This is a genomic window from Citrobacter sp. KTE151, assembly GCF_000398845.1.
Lineage (GTDB): Bacteria > Pseudomonadota > Gammaproteobacteria > Enterobacterales > Enterobacteriaceae > Citrobacter > Citrobacter braakii.
This window is the reverse complement of the sequence record NZ_KB976064.1, coordinates 1,228,884-1,253,882: the sequence shown is the minus strand read 5'-3', so window position 1 is coordinate 1,253,882 and position 24,999 is coordinate 1,228,884. Positions and strand designations below refer to the sequence as shown.

The window sequence follows — 24,999 nt, the reverse complement described above, 5'->3', positions numbered from 1 at the left end:
CTCCTGAAATCAGGCTTTACGATTCTGTAATGCGATAAAGAGGATCAGCACCGCGCCCCACAGGGCCATCGTCAGATAGCTGCTCACCCCCAGCAAGTTAAGGCCGCTTTCCAGCATTTGCAGCACAATCAGCGCCAGTACCAGGCCGATAATGCGCCCGAAACCGCCATCCGGGTTGATGCCGCCGAGGACGGAAGCAAGGATGGTGACCAGCAGGTAGGACTCACCGTATCCGGCTTTTGCCGAGTTGAATTTCGCCATCATCAGAATGGCGGCGACCCAGCCGAGCAGGGCAGAAATCACGTACACGGAAATTTGTACCCGGACGGTATTTACGCCGCTGTAGCGGGTAGCCTGTTCATTGGAACCCACGAGATACAGACTGCGCCCAAGCGTGGTGTGCTCCAGCAGTACCCACAGCAGGATTGCCACCAGGAAAAAGAGCAGCAGCGCTACCGGAATACCGGCAATCGTGGCGTTACCAAGATATTGAATGGCGGTCGGGAAACCGGAAATCACTGTCCCATTGGAAAGCAGAATATTCAGCCCGGAGATAAGCGTCATCGTGCCGAGCGTGGCGAGAATCGGCGAAACCCCGACCCAGGCAATCAGCGCGCCGTTGAGCGTACCGATTGCGACCGCCACGGCAGCGCCTGCCAGCAGCGCCAGCACCAGAAACAGCGGGTTATCCGGATGGGTGACGATAATCGCCGCCATTACCAGCGAGCAGGCATTCGCTCCTGCAATTATCGACAGGTTTATGCCGCCGGTCAGCATGGTCATACCCATCCCGAGGGCCAGCATGCCAAGGATCGGCAGTTGCGAGCCAATCGACTGGAAGTTAGCGACGCTGAAAAAACGGCTGCCGAGCAGGGCCGAGAAGACCAGGGCGACGACCACAATAATGACGCATTGCAGACGAATGATGGCATCACCGGGTAAAAATCTGGCGATTGTTTTCATCTCAAAGCTCCCTTGCCAGTTTGCGTTTTTCGTTCCAGGCCGTGGCGCTAATGCTGACCAGGATAATGGCGCCGCTGAACACGGTGTGCCAGTAAGAGGAGACGCTGAGCAGCGTCAGGCCATTTTGTAAGAAGGCCAGCAGGACCACGCCGAGCAGGGTTCCGGTTAATGTGCCGCGTCCGCCGCTCATGCTGGTTCCGCCGAGCACGACCGCCGCCAGCACCGTCAACTCAAAACCGAGCAGCGAATTGGGCGCAACTGACTGGGTGATTTGCGCCTGAACCACGGCGGCAACGCCTGCCAGAATACCCATGTAGCCATACACGTAGAAATGCAGCTTCAGCAGATTCAGCCCCAGGCGCGAAGCCGCATCACGATTACCGCCCATGGCGTAAACCTGACGGCCAAGACGGGTATAGTTCATCAGCACGGCGGTAAAGATGATCACAGCCGCCAGGCACAGCAGGGGCAGTGTCAAGCCGTAGTCGTAGCCATCCGCCGCGGTGAACGAGAACCAATTGATGCCGTTCATAAACCAGTCCGGAAAGCCGTACAGCCAGGTGCCTTTGGTGGCGTACACCAGCAGACCGTAGTAAACGTTCAACGTGGCGATGGTAATGATGATGGCCGGAACGCGCAGCCAGTAGACCAGGAAGCCATTAATAAGTCCAAGCAACAGGCCCACCGCAATCGCGATGATTAACGCCAGCGCGAAGTTGCCGCCGTGGCCGATAACCCAACTTGCCATCGCATACTGGGCTATCGCGGTCATCGCCGGAAATGAGATGTCGATCCCGCCGGAAATCAGTACCACAAACAGCCCGCAGGCAAGGATGCCGAGAATCGCATAGCTGGTAGCCACATCCGTCAGGTTCCCCAAAGACAAGAACTCATCGGTGCTGATGCTCAGCCCAACGGCAAGGGCAACAACCAGCAGGCCCAGCCAAAACTCATGTTGCCCGATTAAACGGGAGAGATGCATCTTATTCATTGATTACCTCGACCACTTCAGCAATCTCCTCTTCACGGCACTGATGAGGATTAAATTCCGCGACCAGCCTGCCGCGACGCATCACCAGCACGCGGTGGCTGTTGTAATACGCTTCCGGGATTTCATCGCAAATCATCAGCACCGCCATACCCTGTTCCGCCAGATCGCGGGCTATCTGGTAAATACCCTCTTTGTTGGCGATATCTACGCCTACGGTAGGGGAGTCGAGGATCAGGATGCGGGGATTAGTCGCCACCCATTTGGCAATGGCGATACGCTGGGCATTACCGCCGGAAAGGGTTTTAACCGGCAGGTGTGGATCGGACACTTTGATATTCAGCTCGCGGATCAAATCGGCGACCAGCTTTTGCGCTTTACGGTGATCGAGCAGGCCGCTGCCAGTATGCAGTTGATCAAACACCGTGACGATGGTGTTGTCGTAGATCGACTGCTCCATGATCAGCCCCTGCGTCAGGCGATCTTCTGAGACGTAGCCGATCCCATGTTTGATGGCATCATGGTTATTGCGAAGAGTGACCGGCTGGCCGTTAATGCGAATCTCACCGCTTTCTGGGTGCGTCATGCCAAACAGGCTCAGACAAAGTTCGGTGCGTCCGGCGCCCAGCAGGCCCACAATGGAGACAATCTCGCCGCCGTGCAGCGACAGATTAATGTTTTGGTATTTGCCTCTGCGGCTGAGGTTGCGCAGCTCCAGCAGGGGCTCTTGCTCAATAGCGGGTCTTTCCGGCAGCGGGCTATAGTGGAAGCGTTGTCCGGTCATCAGGAAAGCCAGCTCGTGGCTGTCGAGTTCGCTGGCAGGATAAGTGCCCACCAGTTTGCCGTCGCGCATCACGCTGATGCGGTCAGCCACTTCCATCACTTCATCCAGACGGTGGCTGACAAACACTACACAAATTCCGGCAGCTTTTAGTTCGTTAACGACCCGTAGCAGACCATTAACCTCCTGACGGGTTAGCGAGGCGGTGGGCTCGTCCATAATCACCAGACGTGCGTCGGCGGCAATCGCCCGGCAAATGGCGACCAGTTGTCGGTCGGCAATCGAGAGTTTTTCAACCTTTTTATCGGGATCGATGTTCACACCGATGCGCTTCATGGCTGCCAGCGCCTGCTGCTTCATGGCGCCACGACGTACCCAGATATCGCCACCGGGCAGATAGCGGTTGACCGCGATATTCTCCGCGACGCTAAAGTTAGGGAACAACGACAGGTCCTGATAAATAACCTGAATGCCATAATGGGAAGAGAGCTGCGGCGTCAGGTGATGGAACAATTTGCCATCGAGTAAAATCTGCGCGCCTTTTTCCGGATGATAAACTCCGGAGATCACTTTAATAATGGTACTTTTACCACAGCCGTTTTGACCCGCCAGACAGTGAACTTCGCCTTTTCTCAGCGTCAGATTCACGTTATCCAGCGCCAGCACGCCCGGGAATTGTTTGCTGATATTCTCAAGAGTGATAAATGCGGTGGTGTCTGCCATGGACAATACCCCTGCGAGCGCCCGGATGGACGCTGAGTGTTAGTTTGGTTGATAGCGCCGGCCAGACGGCCGGCGTTAAGGTTCCCTGGTGTTGGCTAAAGCCTTAGAAACCAAGTGATTGTGCGTTGTCTTTGGTGACTTCGAGGATCTTGTTAAAGCGGATCACTTTCTTCTCCGTGTCGATATCGGCTTTCCCTAAACCATCGATACTCAGGTCGGCGTTAACTTCTTTGCCCTGCAACAGCTGATCGGCAACCGTTACCAGCGCGTAGCCCGCGTCTTTTGGATCCCACAGCAGCGCTTTTTTGATATCACCGCGCATCAGGTAAGGTGCAGCCTGTGCTGGCATTGCGATCCCGACAACGGCGATTTTATCTTTGGCGCGTTTTTTCTGCACAGCCTGACCCGCACCGATTGGACCCAGCGAGCCGAAACCGATAATGCCTTTCATCTGCGGATAAGTTTTCATGAGGTCCAGCGTCGTGGCGTAGGATTTATCGATGCTTTCCGCAACCGGCAGACGTGAAGTGACCTCAAACATTTCCGGATATTTTTCTTTCTGGTACTTAATTGCATAATCCGCCCACGCGTTATGCAGCGGCACCGTCAGTGAACCGACATAGATGGCGTAACCCCCTTTGCCGCCCATGTTTTTTGCTAACTCATCGACGTTGGCCTGTGCGTATTTTTCACTATCGATGGTTTCGATATCCCATTGGCCAATTTGCTCATCCGGGGATTCGTGCGTCAGAACGACAATGCCTTTATCGCGCGCTTTTTTCAGTACTGGCTCAAGGACCTTGGCGTCATTCGGTACCACGATGATGGCGTTGACGTTTTTGGCGATCAGATCCTCAATCACTTTGACCTGCTGTGCCGGATCCGGCGTGGAAGGCCCGGTCTGGTAAGCATTCACATCCAGTTTTTTTGCTGCTTCATTAACACCGGTTTCCATCCGGTTAAACCACGGAATCCCGGTGACTTTGGCAACCACAGCAATTTCATATTTTTCCGCCGCAAAGGACGTGCCGGACAACATGCATGCAGAAACCAGGGTTGCACTGAGTAATGCGAGTTTGAATTTCATAGTTGTACCTTTCGTAGGGGGCAGGACATGTCACGGCGTGAAGTTAACAACGAATGGAAGAGGGAATGAATCACAAGTTTGGTGAATGTGATCTATGCCCATTATTGTAATTTTATGGAAAATAAACGGTTAAATATTGGTTAAATTTGCACGAAAATACACTCAGGAATTTAAATTCAGTGTTAACAAAACATTAAAATGAAACCATAAATTAACAAATTGTTATCATTTTGCTTAAGTTGTGGCGACGAAAAGGTATTTGGGAGGATGTTGCTGAAGAAGAAATTGTTGAAATTGAGAACTGAATCGATACCGGAAAAGGAGGCTCAACATTTTTTCGTTCAATGGTATCCTCAGCACACTTTCGCCAAACACGGCATCATTATTTGTGGCGGTGTAGATTTTTCTCGTGGAGAACTCATGCAAGGCGTTAAACGTATCATTATGACGTTGTTTCTCGCGATCCTGTCCTTTGGCGCAGGTGCGCATCCCCACAGCTTTATCCATTTGAAAACCGAGATAGTGAGCGAGAATTACCAGTTCGTCGCGCTAAAAATGCGCTGGACGATGGATGAAATCACCTCGGCAGATCTGCTTTACGATGCGGGAAATGCCAAGCCTGGTGATGAGATCTGGAAAAAACTGGCGGCAGAAGTGATGGCCAACGTCCTCGGGCAGCACTATTTCACCGAAGTGTGGCACGACGGGAAAAAGGTAAAGTTCAAAAACAGGCCGACGGAATATGGCATGGAGCGTGAAGAACATCAGGCAGTGCTGACGTTCGTGTTGCCGCTGGCAGAAGCTCAGCCGCTGAGCGGTCAAAAATATACTATTTCAACCTTCGACCCCACCTACTACGTTGATATGAGCTATGACAAAGACAGCGATGCCTGGCTGGCGCAGGCCATAAGTCAGCAATGCCGTATTTCAGTACATACGCCGACGCCGAATGAACAAATGCTGAGCTTTGCGCAGTCGCTGGATAAAGAAGACGCACCGCCGGAGGATATGGAATTGGGTAAACAGTTTGCACAGACGGTGACGCTGCAATGTCCGTAGTTTATCAACAACGCGCCGCCAGACGCCGCTGGCTGACACTATGGCCGCTGGCGGTGTTTTTACTGTTGGCTGCAGTCGGCATACTGTGGCTATGGCAGGCCTGGCCGCAGGTGATGATGAAGAGTGTCGTCTGGCAGCGCGACGTTAACCAGCAGATGAGCGGTTTGCTGAAAGCCGTTGCCGCCAATCCGGCCCAGGCCGGGGGATCGCTGCTGCTGTTTAGTTTTCTTTATGGTGTGCTGCATGCGTTGGGACCAGGACATGGAAAAGTCGTCATTACCACCTGGCTGGCAACGCATCCCTCGAAGCTGAGGTCGAGTATTGGCCTGACGCTGGCCTCATCTTTATTACAGGGACTGGTCGCCATCGGGCTGGTGGTTGTGGTGCTCACCATTTTGCAGTTGCCTGCACGACAGCTACATATGAGTAGTTTCTGGCTGGAGAAAGGGAGTTATGCGCTGGTTGGCGTGTTGGGCGTTTTATTGTGCGTCCGTGCGCTGAAGAAATTGCGCCAGTTGCTGCGTCGCCCGAAATTTATCGCCTTCACGCCGCACCATGTGCATCACGAGGGATGTGGCTGTGGGCATCAGCATTTGCCTGATCTTGAACAGCTGCAAAGCGGTGATGACTGGCGCGCCCGGCTGATGATCGTTTTGTCTATGGGAATGCGGCCATGCTCCGGGGCAATTATGGTTTTACTGTTTAGCAAAGTGGTTGGCGTTTTTAGCTGGGGCATGGCGTCGGCGCTGGCGATGGCGGCAGGAACCTCTTTGACCATTACGTCACTGGCTTTGCTGGTACACAGTTTCCGCTCGCTGGCGGTGAGACTTAGCGGACATAAAGCGCCGGTGCTGTGGCGACAGATTGGCTGGACGACGCTGGCATTAGCCGGTGGTGCGGTGCTGATTGCTGCTGCGGTAGTGATGTGGGTGAGCGCGGTGCCGGTGGGGCGAGGGATTAGACCGTTTTAATCAAAGCCGGATGGCGGCTTCGCCTTATCCGGCCTGTATCAACACGTAAGCCCGGTAAGCATGACACCACCGGGCTGTACTGAATTAACGCTTCAGCGCGTCGCTCAGTTCGTCACGCATGTTAGCCAGCATGGCTTTCACTACGCGCGGATTACCTGCAACGATGTTGCCAGTCGCCATATAGTTATGACCGCCGGTGAAGTCGCAAACCAGTGCGCCTGCTTCACGAGCAATCAGCTCACCTGCGGCGAAATCCCATGGTTTCAGACCGATTTCGAAGTAACCGTCAACGCGTGCAGCGGCAACGTAAGCCAGATCCAGCGCAGCAGAACCTGTGCGGCGGAAGTCAGCGCACTCGGTAAACATCTTGCCAAGAATTTTCATGTAAGAAGTGGCGTGCTGTTTCGCTTTGAACGGGAAACCGGTGGCGATGATGGTACCGTCCAGATCGCGTGAAGTGCTGCCACGCAGACGGTAGCCGTTCAGCTGTGCGCCCTGGCCGCGGGTTGCGGTGAACAGTTCGTTACGCATTGGATCGTAAACAACGGCGACTTCAGTACGGCCTTTAATGCGTACTGCGATGGAAACCGCGAAGTGCGGCAGACGTTTTACGAAGTTGGTGGTGCCATCCAGTGGATCGATAACCCATTGAACATCCTGATCTTCACCAACATGCTCACCGCTTTCTTCGGTGATGATGGTGTGCTGTGGGTAAGATTTGCGAATTGTTTCGATAATAATCGCTTCGGCGGCTTTATCGACGTTAGTCACGAAATCATTGCTGCCTTTCTGGCTGGTTTCTACAGAGTCTGGCGTTTCGTAGTGTTTGGCAATTACATTACCCGCCTTGCGCGCTGCGCGCACGGCGATGGTCAGCATCGGATGCATCGGTCTCTCTCACTGGATGTTAAAGAACGGGAAAACGGCGCAGAGTATAGCAGCGAGTTCGGAATATGTCTTCGTTTTATGATAATATGCCCGAATAATCTTTAGCCGAAGAAATACAATGCTGCAAAATATTCGAATCGTGCTGGTGGAAACTTCTCACACTGGCAACATGGGCTCTGTGGCCCGCGCAATGAAAACCATGGGTTTAACTAATCTGTGGCTGGTAAATCCACTGGTTAAACCGGACTCCCAGGCCATCGCCCTGGCGGCAGGTGCCAGCGATGTGATCGGCAGCGCGCAGATCGTCGATACTCTTGATGAAGCGCTGGCGGGTTGCAGCCTGGTGGTGGGTACCAGCGCGCGCTCCCGTACGCTGCCGTGGCCGATGCTGGATCCGCGTGAATGCGGTTTAAAAAGCGTCTCTGAAGCAACGAACTCGCCGGTGGCGCTGGTGTTTGGACGTGAACGCGTTGGCCTGACCAACGAAGAGCTGCAGAAGTGCCATTATCACGTCGCCATTGCCGCAAACCCGGAATACAGCTCGCTCAACCTGGCGATGGCGGTGCAGGTCATCTCTTATGAAGTTCGCATGGCCTGGCTGGCAACGCAGGAAAGCGACAAGACCGCAGAATACGAAGAAGCTGAGTATCCGCTGGTCGATGATTTAGAGCGTTTTTACGGTCATCTGGAACAAACGCTGCTGTCGACCGGGTTTATCCGCGAAGGACATCCGGGGCAGGTGATGAACAAGCTGCGCCGTCTGTTCACTCGTGCGCGTCCTGAGAGCCAGGAGCTGAACATTTTGCGCGGAATTTTAGCTTCTATAGAGCAGCAGAATAAAAGCAAGTAAGCGTCTTGATGCCGGATGGCTGCACGATTTCCAGGCCGGATTAGCGAAGCGCCATCCGGTAAGTGAAAATGGCACTGAAGGTTAAATACCTGACTAAATTAGTCAAGTAAATAGTTGACTGATTTAGTCGGGAATGTCAGACTTGCCCCTGCTATGCAATACCCCCATTTTACAATAAAAAACCCCGGGCAGGGGCGAGTTTGAGGCTAAGTAAGACATGAGACTGACATCAAAAGGGCGTTATGCCGTGACCGCAATGTTGGACGTTGCGCTCAACTCCGAAACGGGCCCGGTACCGTTGGCTGATATTTCTGAACGTCAGGGAATTTCCCTGTCATATCTGGAGCAGCTGTTTTCCCGTTTGCGTAAAAACGGTCTGGTTTCCAGCGTACGTGGACCAGGCGGCGGGTATCTGCTGGGTAAAGATGCCGGCAGCATCGCAGTAGGTGAAGTGATTAGCGCTGTTGACGAGTCTGTAGACGCGACCCGTTGCCAGGGCAAAGGCGGTTGTCAGGGCGGCGATAAATGCCTGACCCACGCGCTGTGGCGCGATCTGAGCGATCGTCTGACCGGTTTCCTCAACAACATTACGTTGGGCGAACTGGTGAATAATCAGGAAGTCCTGGATGTGTCTGGTCGCCAGCACACCCATGACGCTCCACGCAGCACCCGCACGCAAGACGCTATCGACGTCAAACTGCGTGCCTAATAAAAATTACGCAATATCTTCTGGTTGCATCAAGGCAGCCAGAAAGATGAAGCGTAAAAAGTATTTCAGAATCAGGCCGGGGTGCCAGACGCCCCGTTAACTCGGTCGTACATCCAGCCGGTTGCCTGATTCCTTGCATTGAAGCGATGTACGGAGTTTATAGAGCAATGAAATTACCGATCTATCTCGACTACTCCGCAACCACGCCGGTGGACCCGCGTGTTGCCGAGAAAATGATGCAGTGTCTGACCCTGGACGGAAACTTTGGTAACCCAGCGTCTCGTTCACACCGTTTCGGCTGGCAGGCTGAAGAGGCGGTAGATATCGCCCGTAACCAGATTGCCGACCTCGTGGGCGCTGACCCGCGTGAAATCGTCTTTACTTCCGGTGCGACGGAATCCGATAACCTGGCGATTAAAGGTGCAGCCAACTTTTACCAGAAAAAAGGCAAGCACATCATCACCAGCAAAACCGAACACAAAGCCGTGCTGGACACCTGCCGTCAGCTGGAGCGCGAAGGGTTTGAAGTGACCTACCTCGCCCCGCAGCGTAACGGCATTATCGACCTGAAAGAACTTGAAGCGGCAATGCGTGACGACACCATTCTGGTCTCCATCATGCACGTTAACAACGAAATCGGCGTGGTACAGGATATCGCAACCATCGGCGAAATGTGCCGTGCTCGCGGCATCATCTATCACGTTGATGCGACCCAGAGCGTGGGCAAACTGCCTATCGATCTGAGCCAACTGAAAGTTGACCTGATGTCCTTCTCCGGCCACAAAATTTATGGCCCGAAAGGTATCGGCGCGCTGTACGTTCGTCGTAAACCGCGTATTCGTATTGAAGCGCAGATGCACGGCGGCGGTCACGAGCGCGGTATGCGTTCCGGTACGCTGCCTGTGCACCAAATCGTTGGGATGGGTGAAGCTTACCGTATCGCCAAAGAAGAGATGGAAACCGAGATGGCGCGCCTGCGCACTCTGCGTAACCGTCTGTGGAACGGCGTGAAAGATATGGAAGAGGTGTACCTCAATGGTGACCTCGAGCAGGGCGCACCGAACATTCTCAACGTTAGCTTCAACTTTGTTGAAGGCGAGTCGCTGATTATGGCGCTGAAAGACCTGGCTGTGTCCTCCGGTTCTGCATGTACCTCTGCAAGCCTGGAGCCATCCTACGTGCTGCGCGCGCTGGGGATGACCGACGAGCTGGCACATAGCTCAATTCGTTTCTCTTTAGGTCGTTTCACTACCGAAGAAGAGATTGACTACGCCATCAATCTGGTTCGCAACTCCATTGGCCGCCTGCGCGACCTTTCCCCGCTGTGGGAAATGTTCAAACAGGGCGTGGATTTGAACAGTATTGAATGGTCACATCACTAATCGGTACCGATAAGGAGAATTCATCATGGCTTACAGCGAAAAAGTAATCGATCATTACGAGAATCCACGTAACGTGGGCTCTTTTGACAACAGCGACGAGAACGTGGGCAGCGGCATGGTGGGTGCACCGGCCTGTGGCGACGTGATGAAGTTGCAGATCAAAGTCAACAATGAGGGTATCATTGAAGACGCGCGTTTCAAGACTTACGGCTGCGGTTCCGCTATTGCCTCCAGCTCTCTGGTTACCGAATGGGTAAAAGGGAAATCTCTGGATGAAGCACAGGCGATCAAAAATACCGATATCGCCGACGAGCTTGAACTGCCACCGGTGAAAATTCACTGTTCTATTCTGGCTGAAGACGCGATTAAAGCCGCGATTGCGGATTACAAAAGCAAACGTGAAGCAAAATAATTAAGAGTTGAGGTTTTATTATGTCGATTACCTTAAGCGACAGTGCAGCAGCGCGTGTAAATACCTTCCTGGCAAACCGCGGTAAAGGGTTTGGTCTGCGTCTGGGCGTGAGAACCTCCGGCTGCTCAGGTATGGCTTATGTACTGGAATTTGTTGACGAGCCGGCGGCTGAAGATACCGTGTTTGAAGACAAAGGCGTAAAAGTCGTGATCGACGGTAAGAGCCTGCAATTCCTCGACGGTACGCAGTTAGACTTCGTCAAAGAAGGTCTGAACGAAGGGTTTAAATTCACTAACCCGAACGTGAAAGACGAATGTGGATGCGGCGAAAGCTTCCACGTGTAACGCGCTTACTGATAACCCCACCGTGGTCGCCTGCGCGTGGGGTTTGTTTTACCTGACTCTCTGGTTTTGCCTCATCGAACAACAGAGAATCGATGCCCTGAGAATGTTATGGACTACTTCACCCTCTTTGGCTTACCGGCCCGTTATCAGCTCGATACTCAGGCGCTGAGCCTACGTTTTCAGGATCTACAACGTCAGTATCATCCTGATAAATTCGCCAGCGGTTCTCAGGCGGAACAACTTGCTGCGGTTTCGCAGTCCGCCACTATCAACCAAGCCTGGCAAACGCTGCGTCATCCTTTGATGCGCGCCGAATACTTGTTGTCTTTACACGGCTTTGATATCCGCAGCGAGCAGCACACGGTGCGCGATACCGCGTTCCTGATGGAGCAACTTGAGCTGCGCGAAGAGCTGGACGAGATTGAACAGGCAAAAGACAATCAACGGCTGGATGCGTTTATGCAACGCGTCAGCGAAATGTACAACGTTCGCCATCAACTGATGGTGGAACAGCTGGATAGCGAGACGTGGGACGCAGCGGCAGATACCGTGCGTAAGCTGCGTTTTCTCGATAAACTGCGAAGCAGTGCAGAACAACTCGAAGAAAAACTGCTCGATTTTTAATTTCCGGAAGCGAAAATGGCCTTATTACAAATTAGTGAGCCTGGTCTGAGCGCCGCGCCGCACCAGCGTCGTCTGGCGGTCGGTATCGATTTAGGCACCACCAACTCCCTGGTTGCGACCGTACGCAGCGGCCAGGCCGAAACGCTGGCAGATCATGAAGGTCGCCACCTGTTGCCGTCAGTGGTTCACTATCAGCAGCAGGGCTACTCGGTCGGTTACGATGCCCGCGCCAATGCTGCGCTGGATACGGCAAACACCGTCAGCTCGGTAAAACGCATGATGGGCCGCTCTCTGGCGGATATCCAGGCGCGTTACCCGCATCTGCCTTATTCATTCCAGGCGAGCGAAAACGGCCTGCCGATGATTGAAACCGCTGCCGGTTTGCTTAATCCGGTGCGCGTATCCGCTGACATTCTGAAAGCGCTGGCCGCGCGGGCAACCGAATCGTTGTCTGGCGAACTGGATGGCGTAGTGATCACCGTTCCGGCTTACTTTGACGATGCACAGCGTCAGGGGACGAAAGACGCCGCGCGTCTGGCAGGCCTGCACGTATTGCGTCTGCTGAACGAACCGACCGCTGCGGCGATCGCTTATGGCCTGGATTCCGGTCAGGAAGGCGTGATCGCGGTCTATGACCTTGGCGGCGGTACTTTTGATATTTCTATTCTGCGCCTGAGTCGCGGCGTGTTCGAAGTGTTGGCGACCGGCGGTGATTCCGCGCTGGGCGGCGACGATTTTGACCATCTGCTGGCCGACTATATTCGCGAGCAGGCGGGCGTTGCCGATCGCAGCGATAACCGCTTACAGCGCGAACTGCTGGATGCCGCGATTGCAGCGAAAATCGCACTCAGCGACGCCGATTCTGTGACGGTTAACGTGGCGGGATGGCAGGGTGAAATCACCCGTGAAACCTTTAATGAACTCATTTCCGCACTGGTTAAACGTACGCTGCTGGCCTGCCGCCGTGCGCTGAAAGATGCGGGCGTTGAGCCGCAGGATGTGCTGGAAGTGGTAATGGTCGGTGGTTCAACGCGCGTGCCGCTGGTACGTGAACGCGTCGGTGAATTCTTTGGCCGTACGCCGCTGACCTCTATCGACCCGGACAAAGTGGTCGCCATCGGTGCGGCAATCCAGGCGGATATTCTGGTCGGGAATAAACCGGACAGCGAAATGCTGCTGCTGGACGTTATCCCGCTGTCTCTGGGACTGGAAACCATGGGCGGTCTGGTGGAGAAAGTGATCCCGCGTAACACCACTATCCCGGTGGCGCGTGCGCAGGACTTCACCACGTTTAAAGATGGCCAAACCGCGATGTCCATTCACGTGATGCAAGGCGAGCGTGAGTTGGTGCAGGACTGTCGTTCACTGGCGCGTTTTGCGCTGCGCGGTATCCCGGCGTTGCCGGCAGGCGGCGCGCATATCCGCGTGACCTTCCAGGTCGATGCTGATGGGCTGCTGAGCGTCACCGCTATGGAGAAATCCACCGGCGTTGAGTCCTCGATTCAGGTCAAACCGTCCTACGGTCTGACCGACAGTGAAATCGCCTCCATGATTCAGGATTCGATGAGTTTTGCCGAGCAGGACGTTAAAGCTCGTATGCTGGCAGAACAGAAAGTCGAAGCGGCACGCGTACTGGAGAGTTTATCCGGTGCGCTGAACGCTGATGCCGCGCTGTTAAGCGCCGCAGAACGTCAGGCTATCGACACCGCTGCTGCGCACTTGAGCGAGGTAGCACAGGGTGACGATGTTGACGCGATAGAACAAGCCATTAAAAACGTAGACAAACAAACCCAGGAATTCGCCGCTCGCCGTATGGACAAATCCGTCCGTAGCGCGCTGAAAGGCCATTCCGTGGACGAGGTTTAATATGCCAAAGATTGTTATTTTGCCTCATCAGGATCTCTGTCCCGATGGCGCAGTTCTGGAAGCTGAGACCGGCGAAACCATTCTCGACGTTGCCCTGCGTAACGGTATCGAGATTGAACACGCCTGTGAAAAATCCTGTGCCTGCACGACCTGCCACTGCATCGTACGTGAAGGTTTTGATTCTTTGCCGGAAAGCACAGAAGAAGAAGACGACATGCTGGATAAAGCCTGGGGACTGGAGCCGGAGAGCCGTTTAAGCTGTCAGGCACGGGTAACCGAGGACGATTTAGTGGTCGAAATCCCACGTTACACAATCAATCATGCACGTGAGCATTAACAGAGGGTAGTATGGGACTGAAGTGGACCGATAGCCGCGAAATCGGCGAGGCGCTGTACGACGCGTTCCCCGATCTCGATCCCAAGACCGTTCGTTTCACCGATCTGCATCAATGGATCTGTGACCTGGAAGAGTTCGATGATGATCCACAGGCATCGAACGAAAAAATCCTTGAGGCCATTTTACTGGTCTGGCTGGACGAAGCCGAATAAGTCAACGGGCTGCCCACGGGTGGCCCGTTTTCCTGTATGCGCGAAATAAGGATAAATAAAATGACAGAAGCCATGAAAATTACGCTTTCCACGCAACCCGCTGACGCTCGCTGGGGTGAAAAGGCGACATACAGCATTAATAATGACGGTATTACCCTGCACCTGAACGGAAAAGATGATCTCAGCCTTATCCAGCGCGCCGCGCGTAAAATTGACGGCCTGGGTATTAAACATGTCCAACTGGATGGTGAAGGCTGGGATACCGAACGTAGCTGGGCGTTCTGGCAGGGTTACAAAGGACCAAAAGGCACCCGCAAAGTTGAGTGGGCCGCTCTGGACGAGGCGCAGCGCAAAGAGCTGGATAACCGTCTGAAGATTATTGACTGGGTGCGCGATACCATTAACGCACCTGCAGAAGAGCTGGGCCCGGAACAGTTGGCGCAACGCGCGGTAGACCTGCTGTGCAGCGTGGCCTGCGACAACGTCTCGTACCGTATCACCAAAGGTGAAGATCTGCGCGAGCAGAACTACATGGGGCTGCATACCGTAGGTCGAGGCTCTGAACGTCCGCCGGTGCTGCTGGCGCTCGATTACAACCCGACTGGCGACAAAGAAGCTCCAGTTTATGCCTGTCTGGTTGGCAAGGGAATTACCTTTGACTCCGGCGGATACAGCATCAAGCAAAGCGCATTTATGGACTCAATGAAGTCCGATATGGGCGGTGCGGCAACGGTCACCGGCGCGCTGGCGTTTGCCATCACCCGTGGCCTGAACAAGCGTGTGAAGCTGTATCTGTGCTGCGCGGATAACCTGATCAGCGGCAACGCCTTTAAGCTTGGCGATATCATTCACTATCGCAACGGTAAAAAAGTTGAAGTGATGAATACCGATGCTGAAGGGCGTCTGGTACTGGCCGATGGCCTGATCGATGCCAGCGCGCAAAAACCTGAATTGATCATTGATGCTGCCACGCTGACCGGCGCGGCGAAAACCGCACTGGGCAACGATTACCACGCGCTGTTTAGCTTTGATGACCAACTGGCCGCGCGTTTGTTGGCAAGTGCGGCGCAAGAAAACGAGCCGTTCTGGCGTTTGCCGTTGGCAGAGTTCCACCGTAGCCAACTGCCGTCAAATTTTGCTGAGCTGAATAATACCGGCAGTGCGGCCTACCCAGCGGGTGCAAGCACCGCGGCGGGCTTCCTGTCCCATTTCGTGGAAAATTACCAGCAAGGCTGGCTGCACATCGATTGCTCTGCAACCTATCGCAAAGCGCCGGTTGAGCAGTGGTCTGCGGGCGCAACCGGTCTGGGTGTGCGCACCATCGCGAATCTGCTGACCGCATAATTCATGACTGTATTGCCGGATGGCGCTACGCTTATCCGGCTTACATGTATTCATCCAATTTGTGATACTTATGTCCGAAACAAAAAATGAATTAGAAACGTTGCTGGAGCAAGCAGCGACAGAGCCTGCGCATCGTCCGGCATTTTTCCGTACATTACTGGAATCCACCGTCTGGGTGCCGGGTACTGCCGCAGAAGGCGAGGCGGTAGTAGAAGACAGCGCCCTCGACCTTCAACACTGGGAAAAAGAAGACGGCACTACCGTGATTCCGTTCTTCACCTCCCTGGAAGCCCTGCAACAGGCGGTTGAAGATGAGCAAGCATTTGTCGTTATGCCGGTGCGTACGCTATTTGAAATGACGCTTGGCGAAACGCTCTTTCTCAACGCTAAACTGCCGACCGGCAAAGAGTTTATGCCGCGTGAAATCAGCCTGCTGATGGGGGAAGAGGGTAATCCGCTAAGCACCCAGGAAGTACTGGAAGGTGGTGAATCGCTGATCCTTTCTGAAGTCGCCGAACCTCCGGCGCAGATGATTGACTCACTGACCACGCTGTTTAAAACCATTAAGCCGGTAAAACGCGCATTTCTCTGCTCAATCAAAGAAAGTGCTGAAGCCCAGCCGAACCTGCTGATTGGTATTGAAGCTGAAGGTGATATTGAAGAGATCATCCATGCTGCGGGTAGCGTCGCGACCGATACGTTGCCGGGTGATGAACCCATTGATATCTGCCAGGTGAAGAAAGGTGAGAAGGGCGTGAGTCACTTTATCACTGAGCACATCGCACCGTTCTACGAACGCCGCTGGGGCGGTTTCCTGCGCGACTTCAAACAGAACCGGATTATCTGAGTGAAGGAAAGCCGCCACGAAGGATTATACCTCGTGCACTGAATAACTTTGCCGCTAACTCAGTTGGCTTTTTCTCCCTTAAAAGGGAGTATTAGTGCGCTACGATGAGCATGCGTTGCTAAAGCAGCACAGCCTGCTGGAAAGGCCGCGAACCGGACTGGCACAAAAAAAACCGCTCATTGAGCGGTTTTTTTGTGGGTGAAAAAGATGAGTAAATCAGATTTTATTGAGTCTCAGCCGGTTCTACCGGTAAATCGTTACGCGCGCCCCATTCGCTCCATGCGCCGTCATACAATGCGACGTTAGAAACGCCCAGCGTGGCAAGCGCCAGCACAACCACCGCCGCCGTGACGCCTGAGCCGCAGCTGGCGATAATGGGACGGTCAAAGCTTACGCCGTGGCTGAAGAAAATAGCATCCAGTTCGTCGGTAGTTTTCAGTTCACCGTCACGAACCAGCTCTGTCCACGGTACGTTAAGCGCACCAGGCACATGGCCACGCTTGAGGCCCGGACGCGGCTCGTCAACTTCGGCATTAAAACGCGCAGCCGGTCGGGCATCGACGATCTGCGCCGTTTTTTCATGACTGGCCAGCAGTACGTCGGTAACGCGCACAACCGCTTCAGGCGTAAATGCCACGTTAAATTCACCTTCCGGTAAATCCTCATTTCCTTCTTTGAGCATTAGCTCATCGCGCTGCCAGCCAGCCAGACCGCCCGCCAGAATGGAGACATTCTCGACACCAAATGTCCGCAGCATCCACCATGCGCGTGGCGCGGAAAACAGGTTGCCGTCATCGTAGACAACCAGGTGTTTATCCTGATGAACGCCCAATTCGCGCATCGCTACGGCAAAGGCTTCCGGTCGCGGCATCATATGCGGTAGCGGTGACGTATGGTCGGAAAGCGCTTCAATATCAAAAAAGACTGCGCCAGGAATATGGCCCGCGCGATACTCCTCGCCAACATCGCGATCTTCCTGTCCTGGAGGTGCCATCCGGGCATCAAGAATTTGTATTTCCGGGTCGTCAATGTGTTCGGCAAGCCAGTCGGCAGCGACAAAAAAGGCGGTGGTCATAGGCATCTCCATTTTTACCAGGTTTTGGCAAATTGTCGGATGTTTAGGGCAATGCGACAAGTAAAAGAGGCTGATTTGTCAGGCGAATCCACATTAATCACGAAAAAATAGGACAACGTAGAACAGTTACTGGCTTCCACAGCCGAAAATCTGACGCATAATAGTTGTTCTACGTAGCTAACGGGCCACTACGGCCAGGGATGAAAAATGAAACATTTACGCGTAGCGGCCTGTATGCTGATGCTGGCACTGGTTGGGTGCGATAATAATAACGAAAAATCACCGACGGCTGCGAAGCCTGATGCGCCTGCACCGCAGACTGCGCCAGCAAAAGATAAGGCCCAATTACAAAAGCTGATTCAGCAAAGCCAGGGTAAGTCGCTGACGCTGCTTGATGCCTCAGAGGTCCAACTCGACGGCGCGGCAACGCTCGTTTTGACCTTTTCCATTCCCCTCGATCCGGAACAAGATTTTTCTCGCGTAGTACACGTTGTTGATAAAAAAAGCGGCAAAGTGGATGGTACCTGGGAGCTGGCGCCAAATCTAAAAGAGCTACGCTTACGCCATCTCGAACCTAACCGGGAACTGGTGGTTACCATTGAGCGTGATTTGCTGGCGCTGAATAAAGCGACGTTCGCTATCGATTATGAAAAAAACATTACCACCCGCGACGTCCAGCCAAGCGTAGGGTTCGCTAGTCGCGGCTCGCTGCTGCCGGGAAAAGTGATTGAAGGGTTACCGGTGATGGCCCTTAACGTTAATAGCGTGGATGTGAACTTCTTTCGCGTGAAGCCTGAGTCGCTCGGTGCGTTTGTCAGCCAGTGGGAATACCGTAATTCGTTGTCAAACTGGGAGTCAGACAATCTGCTGAAAATGGCGGAGCTGGTTTATACCGGACGCTTTGACCTCAATCCTGCGCGTAATACCCGAGAGAAGCTGCTACTGCCACTGAGCGATATCAAGCCGTTGCAGCAAGCAGGCGTTTACATTGCGGTGATGAATCAGGCCGGACACTATAACTACAGCAATGCTGCTACGCTGTTTACGCTCAGTGACATTGGTGTCTCTGCGCACCGTTACCACAATCAACTGGATGTCTTTACGCAGAGTATGGAAAACGGCGCTGCGCAGCAGGGTATTGAGGTCACGTTACTCAACGAAAAAGGGCAGACGCTGGCGCAGGCTACCAGTGACGCGCAGGGTCACGTCAAGCTGGAAACCGATAAAGACGCGGCCTTATTGCTGGCCCGTAAAGACGGGCAAACCACGCTGCTAGACCTGAAGCTCCCGGCGTTGGATCTGGCTGAATTTGATATTGCCGGCGCGCCGGGATACAGCAAGCAGTTCTTTATGTTTGGCCCCCGTGACCTCTATCGCCCTGGCGAAACGGTGATCCTCAACGGATTACTGCGAGATAGCGACGGCAAAACGCTGCCTGACCAGCCGGTGAAGCTGGAGGTCGTTAAGCCCGACGGACAGGTGTTACGCTCGGTAGTGAGCCAGCCGGAAAACGGTCTGTATCGCTTTAGCTGGCCGCTGGACAGCAGCGCGCCAACCGGCATGTGGCATATTCGTGCCAATACTGGCGACAACCAGTCGCGGATGTGGGATTTCCACGTCGAAGATTTCATGCCTGAGCGGATGGCGCTCAATCTCACTGCCAATAAGATGCCGGTGGCTCCAACTGATGAAGTGAAGTTCTCGGTGGTGGGCTACTACCTGTACGGCGCGCCCGCCAACGGCAATGCTCTGCAAGGGCAGCTTTTCCTGCGCCCGTTGCGGGAAGCGGTGCAGGCATTACCGGGGTTCCAGTTTGGTAATATTGCCGAAGAAAATCTTTCTCGCAGCCTCGATGAGGTTCAGTTGACGCTGGATGACCACGGTCGCGGCGAAGTGACTACCAACAGCCAATGGCAGGAGACGCATTCTCCGTTACAGGTGATTCTGCAAGCCAGCCTGCTGGAGTCGGGTGGCCGTCCGGTGACGCGTCGGGTTGAACAAGCCATCTGGCCTGCGGATACGCTGCCAGGTATTCGTCCGCAGTTTGCGGCGAGAGCCGTATATGACTACCGCACCGATACTACCGTCAATCAGCCTGGCGTTGATGAAAACAGCAATGCCGCTTTTGATATTGTGTATGCCGATGCGCAAGGTGAGAAAAAAGCGGTGTCCGGTTTACAGGTGCGTTTGATTCGTGAACGCCGTGATTATTACTGGAACTGGTCTGAAGGCGAGGGCTGGCAATCGCAGTTCGATCAAAAAGATCTGGTTGAGGGTGAGCAGACCCTGGATCTTAAGGCCGATGAAACCGGTAAAGTCAGCTTCCCTGTCGAGTGGGGTGCCTATCGCCTGGAAGTGAAAGCTCCGAATGATGCGGTGAGCAGCGTGCGCTTCTGGGCTGGTTATAGCTGGCAGGATAACAGCGACGGCAGCGGGGCAGTGCGTCCCGATCGCGTGACCCTGAAACTGGATAAACCCGGCTATCGTCCTGGCGATACCATGAAGCTACACATTGCCGCACCCGCTGCTGGCAAAGGTTACGCGATGGTGGAGTCCAGCGAAGGCCCGCTGTGGTGGCAAGAGATAGACGTACCGACGGATGGTCTTGATATCTCCATCCCGGTCGATAAAACCTGGAATCGCCATGATTTGTATCTCAGCGCGCTGGTGGTTCGTCCTGGCGACAAGTCTCGTTCGGCAACGCCAAAACGGGCAGTCGGCTTACTGCATTTGCCGTTAGGCGATGAAAACCGTCGTCTGGCGCTGGCGCTGGAAAGTCCGGCAAAAATGCGTCCAAATCAGCCGTTGACCGTCAAGATTAAAGCCAGTGTTAAAAATGGCGACGTGCCAAAACAGGTTAACGTGCTGGTCTCAGCCGTTGACAGCGGGGTGTTGAACATTACCGATTACGCCACGCCGGATCCGTGGCAGGCGTTTTTCGGGCAAAAACGCTATGGCGCGGATATTTATGATATTTACGGCCAGGTGATCGAAGGGCAAGGACGTCTGGCGGCGCTGCGCTTTGGTGGTGATGGCGATGAGTTAAAACGCGGCGGCAAGCCACCGGTTAATCACGTCAATATTGTGGCGCAACAGGCGCTGCCGGTGACGCTTAACGAGCAGGGCGAAGGTACGGTGACGTTACCAATTGGTGATTTCAACGGCGAGCTGCGGGTAATGGCGCAAGCCTGGACGGCGGATGACTTTGGCAGTAGCGAAAGCAAAGTGATTGTCGCCGCGCCGGTAATTACTGAACTGAACATGCCGCGCTTTCTGGCGGGGGGCGATACCTCGCGCCTGACGCTGGACGTGACCAACCTGACTGACAAACCGCAAACGCTGATTATTAATCTCGCGGCCAGCGGTTTACTGGAGTTGATGGGGCAAGATCCCGCCCCGGTGAATCTGGCGCCAGGCGTACGGACTACGCTGTTTATTCCGGTGCGTGCGCGGGAGGGCTTTGGCGATGGCGAAATTCAGGCGCAAATTAGCGGTCTGAATCTACCGGGTGAAACGCTGCCTGTTCAGCATAAACAGTGGAAAATTGGCGTGCGACCGGCGTTCCCGGCGCAAACTGTTAATTACGGCGTCGCACTTCAGCCGGGCGCAACCTGGCAGCTTCCGGGCGAAGAACTGACGAATTTCTCTCCTGTGACGATGCAGGGACAACTGCTATTCAGCGGTAAACCACCGCTGAATCTGGCGCGCTATATCCGTGAACTGAAAGCTTACCCTTACGGTTGCCTCGAGCAAACGGCGAGCGGGTTGTTCCCATCCTTATACACCAATGCCGCGCAGTTGAAGGCGTTAGGTATCGCGGGCGACAGCGATGAAAAACGCCGTGCGGCAGTAGAGATTGGCATCTCTCGTTTACTGCAAATGCAGCGTGATAACGGCGGTTTTGCGCTGTGGGATAAGAACGGGTCGGAAGAGTACTGGCTGACCGCGTATGTGATGGATTTCCTCGTTCGCGCGAATGAACAGGGCTATAGCGTCCCGGCAGAGGTGATTAACCGGGGTAACGAGCGGCTGCTGCGCTATTTGCAGGATCCGGGCATGATGTCGATTCGCTATACCGACGACGCATCAGCAAGCCGGTTTGCCGTACAGGCCTACGCCGCGCTGGTGCTGGCTCGTCAGCAGAAAGCCCCGCTTGGCGCGCTGCGTGAGATCTGGGAGCGTCGTGCACAGGCGGCTTCCGGTTTACCGCTGTTGCAACTGGGGATAGCGCTGAAAAACATGGGCGACGCCAACCGCAGTGAACAAGCGTTGACGCTGGCGCTGAATACGCCACGTCGCGATGCGCAGCAGTGGATGGCGGATTACGGCAGTCAGCTACGTGACAACGCGCTGATGCTGGCATTGTTGGAAGAGAACAAGCTTAAACCTGACGTGCAGAATACGCTGCTGAACACCTTGTCAGAACAGGCCTTTGGGCAGCGCTGGCTCTCTACTCAGGAAAACAATGCGCTGTTCCTTGCCGCGCGTACGTTGCAGGACTTGCCTGGCTCGTGGCAGGCGCAAACGTCACTCTCTGAACAGGCGTTAGCCGGGGAGAAATCACAAACGCGTAATCTGGATGCTGACGCGCTGTCTACGCTGAACGTCACCAATACCGGTAATCTGCCGCTGTGGCTGCGTCTGGATGTGAGTGGTTACCCGCAAACCTCGCCGACGCCTGCCAGCAACGTCCTGCACATTGAGCGTCAGATCCTGGGGCTCGACGGGAACAGCAAAGCGCTGGATTCTCTGCGCAGCGGCGAACTGGTACTGGTCTGGCTGGAGGTGAAAGCCAGCCAGAACGTACCGGATGCGCTGGTGGTTGACTTACTGCCAGCCGGCCTGGAGCTGGAAAACCAGAATCTGGCCAACGGCAGCGCCAGTCTGCAGGACAGCGGCAGCGAGGTAGCGAATTTGCTCAATCAGATGCAGCAGGCGGATATCCAGCACGTTGAGTTCCGTGACGATCGCTTTGTCGCCGCGGTAGCGGTCAACGAAGGGCAGCCTGTGACGCTGGTCTATCTGGCGCGGGCGGTAACGCCGGGGACCTATCAGGTTCCTGTGCCGCAGGTGGAGTCAATGTATGTTCCGCAGTGGCGCGCGACCGGTGCGACAGAGGGGCTTTTGATTGTCAGACCGTAAATGATGCGCGGGTTGGGGAAACGCGGCTGCTGGCTCTGGCTGGCAGCCGTTGCGCTATTGCTGGTAGCGGGGGTTTGGGCGGCAGATAAAATCTGGCCGCTGCCGCTTCACGAAGTCGATCCGGCACGTGTCGTGGTGGCTTACGATGGTACGCCGCTATGGCGCTTCGCCGACGCGGACGGCATCTGGCGTTATCCGGTGACTATTGATGAGGTGTCCCCCCGTTACCTTGAGGCGTTAATCAACTACGAAGACCGCTGGTTCTGGAAACATCCCGGCGTCAATCCGTTTTCAGTGCTGCGCGCGGCATGGCAGGACCTCTCCTCAGGTCGCGTCGTTTCAGGCGGCAGTACGCTCACCATGCAGGTCGCACGATTACTCGATCCCCACCCGCGAACTTTCGGCGGCAAGTTCCGCCAGCTCTGGCGCGCATTGCAGCTGGAATGGCATCTTTCTAAGCGCGACATCCTGACGCTATATCTTAACCGTGCGCCGTTTGGCGGCACGCTGCAGGGCGTGGGGGCGGCGAGTTGGGCCTACCTTGGTAAATCTCCCACACAGTTGAGTTATTCCGATGCCGCGCTGCTGGCCGTGTTGCCGCAGGCACCGAGCCGTCTGCGCCCGGACCGCTGGCCGGACCGCGCTGAAGCGGCGCGCAATAAAGTGCTTGAGCGCATGGCGACGCAGGGCGTTTGGCCTGCCAGACAGGTGCAGGAGTCACGTGAAGAACCGGTCTGGCTGGCGCCCAGACAAATGCCGCAGCTAGCGCCGTTATTCTCGCGCATGATGCTGGGAAAAAGCCGGAGCGATAAAATCGTGACCACCCTTGACGCCGGATTGCAGCGCCAACTGGAAGAGCTGGCGCAAAACTGGAAGGGCCGCTTACCTGCGCGCAGTTCGCTGGCGATGATTGTGGTCGATCACACTGATATGAGCGTGCGTGGCTGGGTGGGGTCGGTAGATATGAATGACGACTCCCGCTTTGGCCATGTGGATATGGTGAATGCGATCCGCTCGCCGGGCTCGGTGCTGAAGCCGTTTGTCTATGGTCTGGCGCTGGATGACGGATTAATTCATCCTGCTTCATTGTTGCAGGATGTGCCGCGTCGAACCGGAGATTATCGACCAGGGAATTTTGACAGTGGTTTTCATGGCCCGGTGAGTATGAGCGAAGCGCTGGTGCGCTCGCTAAATTTACCCGCCGTGCAGGTACTTGAAACCTATGGCCCGAAGCGTTTTGCCGCATCGTTACGTAACGTTGGCTTACCGCTGTATCTGCCCGCAGGTGCTGCACCGAATCTGTCGCTGATTTTGGGCGGGGCAGGGGCCAGACTGGAAGACATGGCGGCGGCGTACAGTGCCTTTGCCCGTCAGGGAAAAGCGGGAAAACTGCGCCTGCAGCCAGACGATCCACTGCTGGAGCGTCCGTTGATGTCGGTAGGCGCGGCGTGGATTATTCGCCGCATTATGGCTGACGAAGCGCAACCGCTGCCGGATAACGCGCTGAGCAGAGTGGTTCCGCTGGCGTGGAAAACGGGTACCAGTTATGGCTATCGCGATGCGTGGGCGATTGGCGTTAACGCCCGTTATGTGATGGGGATCTGGACCGGCAGACCCGACGGTACGCCGGTGGTGGGCCAGTTTGGTTTTGCCAGCGCCGTGCCGCTGCTCAATCAGGTCAACAATCTTTTGCTCTCTCGCGGGACAAATCAGCCGGAGGATCCGCGCCCTGAATCCGTTAGCCGCGGCGTAGTGTGCTGGCCGGGCGGGCAGTCACTTGCGCCGGGAGACAGCAACTGTCGACGCCGTCTGGCAACCTGGCTGCTGGAGGACAGCCAGCCGCCCACGTTGTTATTGCCCGAACAGGAGGGTGTGAGTGGCATTCGTTTCCCCGTCTGGCTGGACGATGAAGGCAAACGTGTGGCGGCGGATTGCCCACAGGCGCGCGAACAAACGTTAATCGTCTGGCCTTTACCGCTGGAGCCATGGCTGCCGGAATCAGAGCGCCGTGGGGCGAGATTACCGCCGGTTTCTGCCACGTGTCCGCCGCTGGGGCAGGATGCTTCGCTGCCGTTGCAGTTGACAGGGGTTCGTGATGGCGCGATCGTGAAGCGTTTACCCGGTTCTGCGCTGGCCTCATTGCCAGTACAAACCAGCGGTGGGACTGGCGATCGCTGGTGGTTTCTTAACGGTGAACGGCTGGATGAACGCGGACGCCGTCTTACGCTACGGCTGGCGACCAAAGGGGATTATCAACTGCTGGTGATGGATGACGCCGGACAGGTGGCGACGGTGAGATTTTCGTTGCAGTAGACCACCAGGTGACTTTTGTTGCTAAAATTCATCTTATTTTAAAGAAATGTTATCTTCGTCAATAGTCAATTGCCGGGATGCT

Annotated in this window: 21 protein-coding genes; 15 read left to right on the top strand and 6 right to left on the bottom strand. The window is 54.9% G+C overall.

What is annotated here, in order from left to right; all coding sequences use genetic code 11:
• Positions 1 to 9 precede the first annotated feature (9 nt).
• The 4 genes from WC7_RS08805 to WC7_RS08820 form a co-directional block, all read right to left on the bottom strand.
• A complete protein-coding gene (locus WC7_RS08805) occupies positions 10 to 963 on the bottom strand; it encodes an ABC transporter permease (RefSeq protein WP_003037658.1) in 954 nt (317 codons plus the stop codon).
• Position 964: 1 nt separating this feature from the next.
• Entirely contained in the window at positions 965 to 1,954 is a 990-nt protein-coding gene (locus WC7_RS08810; protein ID WP_008785467.1) for an ABC transporter permease, read from the bottom strand.
• A complete protein-coding gene (locus WC7_RS08815; protein WP_016154014.1) occupies positions 1,947 to 3,455 on the bottom strand; it encodes a sugar ABC transporter ATP-binding protein in 1,509 nt (502 codons plus the stop codon). Before WC7_RS08815 ends, WC7_RS08810 begins: the two co-directional genes overlap by 8 nt.
• Before the next feature lie 103 nt (positions 3,456 to 3,558).
• Entirely contained in the window at positions 3,559 to 4,542 is a 984-nt protein-coding gene (locus WC7_RS08820; RefSeq protein ID WP_003037665.1) for an autoinducer 2 ABC transporter substrate-binding protein, read from the bottom strand.
• A gap of 420 nt (positions 4,543 to 4,962) precedes the next feature.
• Between WC7_RS08820 and WC7_RS08825 the strand changes: the two genes are divergently transcribed.
• Positions 4,963 to 5,601 carry a DUF1007 family protein gene (locus WC7_RS08825; RefSeq protein WP_016154013.1) on the top strand — a complete coding sequence of 213 codons (639 nt, stop codon included), beginning with the start codon at positions 4,963 to 4,965 and terminating at the stop codon, positions 5,599 to 5,601.
• Entirely contained in the window at positions 5,592 to 6,572 is a 981-nt protein-coding gene (locus WC7_RS08830) for a nickel/cobalt transporter (RefSeq protein WP_016154012.1), read from the top strand. Before WC7_RS08825 ends, WC7_RS08830 begins: the two co-directional genes overlap by 10 nt.
• 84 nt (positions 6,573 to 6,656) lie before the next feature.
• On the opposite strand, the gene suhB is transcribed toward WC7_RS08830, so the two are convergent.
• Positions 6,657 to 7,460: an inositol-1-monophosphatase gene (gene suhB, locus WC7_RS08835; protein ID WP_016154011.1), complete on the bottom strand. Its 804-nt coding sequence runs from the start codon at positions 7,458 to 7,460 to the stop codon at positions 6,657 to 6,659.
• Positions 7,461 to 7,578: 118 nt separating this feature from the next.
• Here suhB and trmJ point away from each other — a divergent pair, with 118 nt between their 5' ends.
• The 11 genes from trmJ to sseB all read left to right on the top strand — a co-directional run bounded on the left by trmJ (position 7,579) and on the right by sseB (position 16,387).
• On the top strand, positions 7,579 to 8,310 hold the full coding sequence (trmJ, locus tag WC7_RS08840; RefSeq protein ID WP_016154010.1) for a tRNA (cytosine(32)/uridine(32)-2'-O)-methyltransferase TrmJ: 732 nt from the start codon (positions 7,579 to 7,581) through the stop codon (positions 8,308 to 8,310).
• A 217-nt stretch (positions 8,311 to 8,527) separates the two neighbouring features.
• Complete coding sequence (iscR, locus tag WC7_RS08845; RefSeq protein ID WP_005120405.1) at positions 8,528 to 9,019, top strand: Fe-S cluster assembly transcriptional regulator IscR; 492 nt, start codon at positions 8,528 to 8,530, stop codon at positions 9,017 to 9,019.
• A gap of 167 nt (positions 9,020 to 9,186) precedes the next feature.
• Positions 9,187 to 10,401 carry a cysteine desulfurase gene (gene iscS / locus WC7_RS08850; protein ID WP_016154009.1) on the top strand — a complete coding sequence of 405 codons (1,215 nt, stop codon included), beginning with the start codon at positions 9,187 to 9,189 and terminating at the stop codon, positions 10,399 to 10,401.
• 25 nt (positions 10,402 to 10,426) lie between these two features.
• Positions 10,427 to 10,813, top strand: coding sequence for a Fe-S cluster assembly scaffold IscU (iscU, locus tag WC7_RS08855; protein ID WP_002913991.1), 387 nt, complete (start codon positions 10,427 to 10,429; stop codon positions 10,811 to 10,813).
• A 20-nt stretch (positions 10,814 to 10,833) separates the two neighbouring features.
• Positions 10,834 to 11,157: an iron-sulfur cluster assembly protein IscA gene (gene iscA, locus WC7_RS08860; RefSeq protein WP_003835203.1), complete on the top strand. Its 324-nt coding sequence runs from the start codon at positions 10,834 to 10,836 to the stop codon at positions 11,155 to 11,157.
• Positions 11,158 to 11,265: 108 nt separating this feature from the next.
• The gene (hscB, locus tag WC7_RS08865) at positions 11,266 to 11,781 is read left to right on the top strand and encodes a co-chaperone HscB (RefSeq protein WP_016154008.1); all 516 of its coding nucleotides are present in this window, start codon (positions 11,266 to 11,268) and stop codon (positions 11,779 to 11,781) included.
• Positions 11,782 to 11,796: 15 nt separating this feature from the next.
• On the top strand, positions 11,797 to 13,647 hold the full coding sequence (gene hscA, locus WC7_RS08870; protein WP_016154007.1) for a Fe-S protein assembly chaperone HscA: 1,851 nt from the start codon (positions 11,797 to 11,799) through the stop codon (positions 13,645 to 13,647).
• Between the two features lies 1 nt (position 13,648).
• Complete coding sequence (gene fdx, locus WC7_RS08875; protein ID WP_003037690.1) at positions 13,649 to 13,984, top strand: ISC system 2Fe-2S type ferredoxin; 336 nt, start codon at positions 13,649 to 13,651, stop codon at positions 13,982 to 13,984.
• 11 nt (positions 13,985 to 13,995) lie between these two features.
• A complete protein-coding gene (gene iscX / locus WC7_RS08880) occupies positions 13,996 to 14,196 on the top strand; it encodes a Fe-S cluster assembly protein IscX (RefSeq protein WP_003037694.1) in 201 nt (66 codons plus the stop codon).
• Positions 14,197 to 14,256: 60 nt separating this feature from the next.
• Positions 14,257 to 15,540, top strand: a complete 1,284-nt coding sequence (pepB, locus tag WC7_RS08885) for an aminopeptidase PepB (RefSeq protein ID WP_016154006.1) — start codon at positions 14,257 to 14,259, stop codon at positions 15,538 to 15,540.
• Positions 15,541 to 15,610: 70 nt separating this feature from the next.
• Positions 15,611 to 16,387 carry an enhanced serine sensitivity protein SseB gene (sseB, locus tag WC7_RS08890; RefSeq protein ID WP_016157136.1) on the top strand — a complete coding sequence of 259 codons (777 nt, stop codon included), beginning with the start codon at positions 15,611 to 15,613 and terminating at the stop codon, positions 16,385 to 16,387.
• Positions 16,388 to 16,610: 223 nt separating this feature from the next.
• On the opposite strand, the gene sseA is transcribed toward sseB, so the two are convergent.
• The gene (gene sseA / locus WC7_RS08895; protein ID WP_016154005.1) at positions 16,611 to 17,462 is read right to left on the bottom strand and encodes a 3-mercaptopyruvate sulfurtransferase; all 852 of its coding nucleotides are present in this window, start codon (positions 17,460 to 17,462) and stop codon (positions 16,611 to 16,613) included.
• Positions 17,463 to 17,669: 207 nt separating this feature from the next.
• On the opposite strand from sseA, the gene WC7_RS08900 reads away from it, so the two are divergent.
• Together WC7_RS08900 and pbpC are read left to right on the top strand one after the other, a co-directional pair.
• Positions 17,670 to 22,604 carry an alpha-2-macroglobulin family protein gene (locus WC7_RS08900; RefSeq protein WP_016154004.1) on the top strand — a complete coding sequence of 1,645 codons (4,935 nt, stop codon included), beginning with the start codon at positions 17,670 to 17,672 and terminating at the stop codon, positions 22,602 to 22,604.
• On the top strand, positions 22,605 to 24,917 hold the full coding sequence (gene pbpC / locus WC7_RS08905; protein ID WP_016154003.1) for a peptidoglycan glycosyltransferase PbpC: 2,313 nt from the start codon (positions 22,605 to 22,607) through the stop codon (positions 24,915 to 24,917).
• Positions 24,918 to 24,999: the final 82 nt, after the last annotated feature.